Origin of the sequence: Streptomyces mayonensis (genome assembly GCF_018982965.1) — a bacterium.
Taxonomy (GTDB): Bacteria; Actinomycetota; Actinomycetes; order Streptomycetales; family Streptomycetaceae; genus Streptomyces; species Streptomyces mayonensis.
On record NZ_JACBYP010000038.1, the window covers coordinates 59569 to 65699 of the forward strand.

The 6131-nt window shown below is 73.5% G+C and carries 3 protein-coding genes; all 3 read left to right on the forward strand.

All coding sequences use genetic code 11. The features are described from left to right. The 3 genes from HZS56_RS16990 (at position 1) to HZS56_RS17000 (ending at position 5692) form a co-directional block, all read left to right on the forward strand. Complete coding sequence (locus HZS56_RS16990) at positions 1–996, forward strand: methionine synthase (RefSeq protein ID WP_216721537.1); 996 nt, start codon at positions 1–3, stop codon at positions 994–996. Positions 997–1011: 15 nt separating this feature from the next. After that, a complete protein-coding gene (gene ligA / locus HZS56_RS16995; protein ID WP_216721538.1) occupies positions 1012–3204 on the forward strand; it encodes an NAD-dependent DNA ligase LigA in 2193 nt (730 codons plus the stop codon). A gap of 262 nt (positions 3205–3466) precedes the next feature. After that, a complete protein-coding gene (locus tag HZS56_RS17000; protein WP_216721539.1) occupies positions 3467–5692 on the forward strand; it encodes a putative bifunctional diguanylate cyclase/phosphodiesterase in 2226 nt (741 codons plus the stop codon). Positions 5693–6131: the final 439 nt, after the last annotated feature.

Below are 6131 nucleotides of genomic sequence, written 5' to 3' on the forward strand. Positions count from 1 at the left end.
GTGAACGACAACTTCGCCCCCGCCACCGGCATCGGCAGCCTCCCGGGCCACGACGCCCGGGAGGCCGCCAAGACCGCCGCCGGCACCTTCGAGGACTTCCCCTTCCTCCCCGAGCTGCCCGCCCGCGGCCCCGGCGCCGACATGACCGGCCGCACCGCCGGGATGCTCGTCGAGCTGTACGCGCGCGTGGAGCCCAGCGGCTGGCGGCTCGGGGACCGGCCCGGCCGGGACACCAAGCGGGCCAGGGCCTGGCTCGGGGAGGACCTCGACGCCCTCGAGGAGTTCACCCAGGGCTACGAGGGGCCGCTCAAGATCCAGGCCGTCGGTCCGTGGACCCTCGCCGCCGCCCTGGAGCTGAGGAACGGCGAGGCGGTCCTCTCCGACCCCGGCGCCTGCCGCGACCTCGCCGCCTCGCTCGCCGAGGGCCTGCGCCTGCACCTGGCCGAGGTCCGCCGCCGCGTGCCCGGAGCCCGGCCCGTGCTCCAGCTCGACGAGCCGTCGCTCACCGCCGTGCTGCGCGGGCAGGTCCGCAGCGCCAGCGGCTACCGCACCCACCGCGCGGTCGACCGGCAGGTCGTGGAGGCGACCCTCCGCGAGGTCGCCGGCGTGCACGGGGACGGCCCCGTCGTCGTCCATTCGTGCGCCCCCGACGTGCCCTTCGCGCTGCTGCGCCGGGCGGGGATCGCCGGCGTCTCCTTCGACTTCGCGCTGCTCACGGAACGTGACGACGACGCGATCGGTGAGGCCGTCGAGGGCGGCACCCGGCTGCTCGCCGGTGTCGTACCCGGCACGGACACGGCATTGTCAGACCCTGCCGGTAGCGTCATGGGTGTCAGGACGCTGTGGCGCAGGCTGGGGCTGCGTCCCGAGCTGCTCACGGAGGCGGTCACCGTCACTCCGGCGTGCGGACTCGCGGGCGCGTCACCCGAGTACGCCCGCCGTGCGCTCGCCCACTGCGTCCGGGCGGCGAGATCCCTCGCGGACAACCCAGAGTAACGGGAGGACCACACGGTGGCCGGCGACAAGCAAGCGGAGACCACGAGCGTGCCAGCCGAGGCGCGGGAGAAGCACGTGCAGCTCGCCGAGCAGATCGAGGAGCACCGCTTCCGGTACTACGTGAAGGACGCCCCGGTCGTCAGCGACGCGGAGTTCGACCGGCTGCTGCGCACCCTGGAGGAGCTGGAGGAGCAGTACCCGCAGCTGCGCACCCCCGAGTCCCCGACGCAGAAGGTCGCCGGTGCCTACGCGACCGAGTTCACGGCCGTCGAGCACCCCACCCGCATGCTGTCCCTCGACAACACCTTCAACGACGAGGAGATGGCGGCCTGGACCGAGCGCATCGCGAGAGAGCTGGGCGAGCAGGAGTACCACTTCCTGTGCGAGCTGAAGGTCGACGGACTCGCCGTCAACCTCACCTACGAGCACGGCCGGCTCGTGCGCGCCGCCACCCGCGGCGACGGCCGCACCGGCGAGGACATCACACCCAACGTCCGCACCATCGCCGAGATCCCCGAGCGCCTGGCGGGGGACGAGGTCCCCGGCCTCGTGGAGATCCGCGGCGAGGTCTACTTCCCGATGGAGAAGTTCCAGGAACTCAACGCCCGGTTGAACGAGGCGGGGGACAAGCCCTTCGCCAACCCGCGCAACGCGGCGGCCGGTTCGCTGCGCCAGAAGGACCCGCGCGTCACCGCCACCCGCCCGCTGCACATGGTCGTCCACGGCATCGGCGTCCTGGAGGGCTACGCGGGCATGACCCGCCTCTCCCAGGCCTACGACCTGCTGAAGGGCTGGGGCCTGCCCACCTCCCCGCACAACCGGGTGGTCGACGGCCTCGACGGCGTACGGGACTTCATCGCGTACTACGGCGAGAACCGGCACTCCGTCGCGCACGAGATCGACGGGGTCGTCGTCAAGCTCGACGAGATCCGCCTCCAGGGCCGGCTCGGCTCCACCGCGCGCGCACCGCGCTGGGCCATCGCGTACAAGTACGCGCCGGAGGAGGTCAACACCCGGCTCGTCGACATCAAGGTCGGCGTCGGCCGCACCGGCCGCGTCACGCCCTACGCGCAGGTCGAGCCGGTCACCGTGGCCGGCAGCGAGGTCGAGTTCGCCACGCTGCACAACCAGGAGGTCGTCAAGGCCAAGGGCGTGCTCGTCGGCGACACCGTGGTGCTGCGCAAGGCCGGCGACGTGATCCCGGAGATCCTCGGGCCGGTCGCCGACCTCAGGGACGGCAGTGAACGGGAGTTCGTGATGCCGGCCGAGTGCCCCGAGTGCGGTACTCCGCTGAAGGCCATGAAGGAGGGCGACATCGACCTCCGCTGCCCCAACGCACGCGCCTGCCCGGCCCAGTTGCGCGAGCGCGTCGCCTACCTCGCCGGCCGCCAGTGCCTGGACATCGAGCACTTCGGCGGAGTGGTCGCGGCCGCGCTGACCGGGCCGCTGGAGCCGGCCGCGCCGCCGCTGGTGGACGAGGGCGACCTCTTCGACCTCACCGTGGAGAAGCTGCTGCCCATCAAGGCGTACGTCCTCGACCCGGACAGCGGGCTGCCCAAGCGCGACCCCGAGACCGGCGAGGAGAAGATCGTCACGGTCTTCGCCAACAAGGCGGGCGAGCCCAAGAAGAACACCCTCGCCCTGCTGCAGCACATCGAGGAGGCCAAGACCCGCCCGCTGGCCCGCTTCATCAACGGCCTCTCCATCCGGTACGTCGGACCGGTCGCCGCCCAGGCCCTCGCCCGCGAGTTCCGCTCCGTCGAGCGCATCGAGCAGGCCACCGAGGAGGAGCTGGCGAGCACCGACGGCGTGGGCGGCACCATCGCCGCCGCCGTCAAGGAGTGGTTCGCCGTCGACTGGCACCGTGAGATCGTCCGCAAGTGGAAGGCGGCCGGGGTGCCGTTGGAGGACAGCTCGGAGGGCGAGGACGAAGGGCCGCGCCCGCTGGAGGGGCTCACCGTCGTCGTCACCGGCACCCTGGAGAACCACACCCGGGACGGAGCCAAGGACGCACTGCAGAGCCGGGGCGCCAAGGTGACCGGATCGGTGTCCAAGAAGACGTCGTTCGTCGTGGTCGGTGACAACCCGGGTTCGAAGTACGACAAGGCGATGCAGCTGAAGGTTCCGGTTCTGAACGAGGACGGTTTCGGCGTCCTGCTCGAACAGGGGCCCGAAGCAGCAACCGGAGTCGCGCTTTCGGCCGAGTAATAGCGGTTGAAGGCCACCCGATCGGCGCATATCAGATGCATACGGGTGGCCGGGTCGCATTCGGGCAACCGTCGGCGACCGGTGCCCCTGGAAGCCTTCCGCGGCCTACTGTTGAGGTGTGCACCTGCCGTGCCCAGCTGCGGTCGGGGCGCATCTTCCCTGCCCCGGACGACGGAGGCAGGGTCTCCAACGCGGAGCCGTTGAGGGTGGTCGAGGCGGGGCCGCGTGGCGTGGGCACCGCCGGGCTGTGAGAGGGACGGGAATGGAACCGACCGAGAGCGCCGCCGCGGGCTCACGGCTGCGCCTGCGCCGCATGGTGGGCGCGCGGCACGTGAGCCGGTGGCTCGGGCAACGCGAGGGTGGTGGCGCCGCGCATCCCGCGGCGGACGCCGGCGGCTTGCCGCCGCAGGCCGTCGGCCACACCCCGGGCCTGCCGTACGCCGAGGGCGAACGGCACCCGTCCCTGCCCGCGTTGCCCGCCGGGATCGTCGCGGCCGCCGCCTTCGTGCTGGGCGCCGGCTTCTACCGCGCGTTCACCGACGGCCACGCCCTCTTCCCGTCCGGCACCGTCGGCTGGTCGCTGGCCGTGCTGGCCGGCGTCGTCGTCGGCCACCTCGTCATGCTGGGCCGCTCCCGCTGGTGGGGCGGCACCGGCTCCGGCGCCGCCCTCACCCTCGCCGTCCTGCTGCTGTACGGCTGGGTCCCGGCCGGCATGGTCAGCCTCACCGTCGTCGTCCTGGTCGGCATAGCCCGCCGGGGCCGCTGGCGGCAGGGCGTGCTGCACGGCGCGGTGGACATCCTCGGCATCGCCGCGGGCGCCCTCGTCCTCGCCCTCTGCGGTTCCGTCCCGTCCGTGGAAGAGCCCTGGGACCCCAACACCTGGGGACTGACCGCGGCGCCCAAGGTGGCGCTCGTCGCCGTCGCCTACCTCGCCGTCACCCGGGCCCTGCTGTGGTATCTCCAGACGCCCCGCCCCGGGCTGCCGACCGTGGCCCGCACCGCGCTGGTCAGACAGGGCCTGGTAGCTGTGGCCCTGCTCGGCATCGCCCCGCTGATCTGCGTGGTGGCCGTCGCCAAGCCGCTGCTGCTGCCGCTGTTCGCCATCCCGCTCATCGCCCTCGACTCCACCCTGTGGATCGCCCGGGCCCGGGCCGAGGAACAACTGCGCGACCCGCTCACCGGCCTGCCCAACCGTCAGTGGCTCCTGGAGCGCACCTGGACCGCACTGGACGACGCCGAGCGCATCGGCGCCCGCTCCGCTCTCATGCTGATCGACCTCGACCGGTTCCGGTCGGTCAACGACACGCTCGGGCACCTCGCCGGAGACCGGCTGCTGCTGCAGACCGCCGACCGGCTGCGCCAGGCCCTGCCGCGCGGGGCGGAGGCCGCGCGGCTCGGCGGCGACGAGTTCGCCGTGTTGCTGCCCGTCGCGGACTCCACCACGTCGGCGGCCCGGCTCGCCCGGAGCCTCGCGTCCGCGCTCAGCTCCCCGCTGGACCTGGACGGGCTCACCCTCGTCCTGGAGGCCAGCGCCGGGGTCGCCGTCTTCCCCGACCACGCGCTGGACGCCGAGGGGCTGCTGCGCCGCGCCGACGTGGCGATGTACCAGGCGAAGCGGGACCGTACGGGGGTCGAGGTGTACGAGTCCAAGCGGGACTCCAACACCCCGGACCGGCTGGGCCTCCTCGGCGACCTGCGCCGCGCCCTGGACGCCCACGAGGTCCAGCTGCACTACCAGCCCAAGGTCCGCTTCGACGGCCAGGTCGCCGGCCTGGAGGCCCTGGTGCGCTGGGTGCACCCCGAGCGCGGCAAGGTCCCGCCGGACGAGTTCATAGCGATCGCCGAGTCCTCGGGGCTGATGCCCCACCTCACCGAGTACGTGCTGGAGACGGCGCTCGAACAGGTCGCCCAGTGGCGCAGCCAGGGCCTGTTCGTGCCGGTCGCGGTGAACGTCTCCCCGCGCGACGTCCACACCCCGGGTTTCGCGGGTGCGGTGGCCGCCCGGCTGGCCCGGCACGGGGTCCCCGCGGGAGCGCTCCAACTGGAGATCACGGAACACGTCCTCCTGGAGGACCCGCAGCGTGCGGCCGACACCCTCAACGCCCTGACCGGGCACGGCGTGAAGATGTCCCTGGACGACTTCGGCACCGGCTACTCCTCGCTCGTCCACCTGCGCCGGCTTCCGGTGAGCGAGCTGAAGATCGACCGCTCCTTCGTGGCCCGGCTGGCCGTCGACACCGAGGACGCCGAGATCGTGCGCTGCACCGTCGACCTGGCGCACTCCCTCGGCCTGCTCGTCGTCGCCGAGGGCGTGGAGGACGACGAGACCTGGGAGCGGCTGCGCGACCTGGGCTGTGACGCCGTACAGGGCTGGCTGGTCGCGGCCGCGATGCCGCCGGAGGAGACCACGCGGTGGCTGCTCGCCCGGGGCTCCCGCGGCTGGGTACGGGCGGCCGCGGCACTGCCCGCGGCAGCGACCGACGACTGACCCGGGCGACGGCCGGGCGCGCGCTCTCCGGCCGTGCGCCGCCCCTTTCCGGCCGTGCGCCTCCGCTCTCCCGGCCGCGCTTCCCCCCGGCCCCTGCCCCTGGCTGCGCTTCCCGTCCCCGGCCCGTCCCCGGCCCGACCGCGGCCCCGGATTCGGTCTCTTGGCCTCGGTCTCCCGGCTTCCCTGCCCCGGCCTCGGTCTCCCGGCCGCGCTTCCCGCCTCTGTCCCGGCCGCGCATCCCGAACCCGGCCCCGGTCTCCTGGCCCCGGTCTTTCGGTCTCCCGGTTTCCCGGCCTCCCGGCCTCCCGGCCCCGGCCCGTCCCCGGCCCCGGTCTCCCGGTCCCGCGGCCCGGCGGTCGGAAGGCCGGGAGGCGCGGACGCCCGGCCCCGCTGCCGTGAGGTCCTTCCTTCCGCCCCCGCTGCCGTGAGGCCCTCCCTC

What these genes read in the sequence shown, in the direction of transcription:
- HZS56_RS17000 (WP_216721539.1), top strand. Translation starts at nt 3,467, where the DNA reads ATGGAACCGACCGAGAGCGCCGCCGCGGGCTCACGGCTGCGCCTGCGC.